This is a genomic window from Ruegeria sp. AE4, assembly GCF_056542185.1.
This window is the reverse complement of the sequence record NZ_JBQFZK010000050.1, coordinates 1-1248: the sequence shown is the minus strand read 5'-3', so window position 1 is coordinate 1248 and position 1248 is coordinate 1. Positions and strand designations below refer to the sequence as shown.

The window sequence follows — 1248 nt, the reverse complement described above, 5'->3', positions numbered from 1 at the left end:
CGGATTTTTCACCCAGTCCTTGTCGGACCGCGATCCTGAGCTTTTTGGCTCGATCCGGTCTGAGCTGGGTCGTCAGCGCGACGAGATCGAGCTGATTGCGTCCGAGAACATCGTCTCTGCCGCCGTGATGGAGGCGCAGGGTTCGGTGATGACCAACAAATATGCCGAAGGTTACCCGGGCCGGCGCTATTACGGAGGCTGCGAGTTTGTTGATATCGCCGAGAATCTGGCCATCGACCGCGCCAGGCAGCTGTTTGGCTGTGGCTTTGCCAATGTGCAGCCGAACTCGGGCAGCCAGGCCAACCAGGGCGTGTTCCAGGCGCTGATCCAGCCCGGCGACACCATTCTGGGCATGAGCCTGGATGCCGGTGGCCACCTGACCCACGGCGCGCGGCCCAACCAGTCGGGCAAGTGGTTCAACGCCGTGCAATACGGCGTGCGCCAGCAGGACAACATGCTGGACTATGATCAGGTCGAGGCGCTGGCGAAAGAGCATAACCCCAAGCTGATCATCGCGGGCGGTTCGGCCATCCCGCGTCAGATCGACTTTGCCCGCATGCGCGAGATCGCCGACATGGTCGGCGCCTATCTGCACGTGGACATGGCGCATTTCGCCGGTCTGGTTGCGGCGGGCGAGCACCCCAGCCCGTTCCCCTACGCGCATGTGGCGACCACCACCACACACAAGACCCTGCGCGGCCCACGTGGGGGCATGATCCTGACCAATGATGAAGATATCGCTAAGAAAGTGAATTCGGCGATCTTCCCCGGCATTCAGGGCGGCCCGCTGATGCATGTGATCGCGGCCAAGGCCGTGGCCTTTGGCGAGGCGCTGCGCCCCGAGTTCAAAAGCTATATCCAGCAGGTCGTGACCAATGCGCAGGCGCTCAGCGATCAGCTGATCAAGGGCGGACTCGACACCGTGACCCACGGCACCGACACCCATGTGGTGCTGGTCGACCTGCGCCCCAAGGGCGTCAAGGGCAACGCCACCGAAAAGGCCCTGGGCCGGGCGCATATCACCTGCAACAAGAACGGCGTGCCGTTTGACCCGGAAAAGCCGACCATCACGTCGGGCATCCGCCTTGGCAGCCCCGCCGGCACCACCCGCGGCTTTGGCGAGGCCGAGTTCCGCCAGATCGCCGACTGGATCATCGAAGTGGTCGACGGCCTGGCTGCCAACGGCGAAGACGGCAACGCCGAAGTCGAAGCCCGCGTCCGCGCCCAGGTCGCAGACCTCTGCAACCG

The 1248-nt window shown here is 64.0% G+C and carries 1 protein-coding gene; it reads left to right on the top strand.

Going from position 1 to position 1248, the window contains the following annotated elements:
- The coding region (gene glyA, locus ACR0EK_RS20290; RefSeq protein WP_480968096.1) for a serine hydroxymethyltransferase at nt 1–1248 on the top strand (1248 nt) is incomplete at both ends.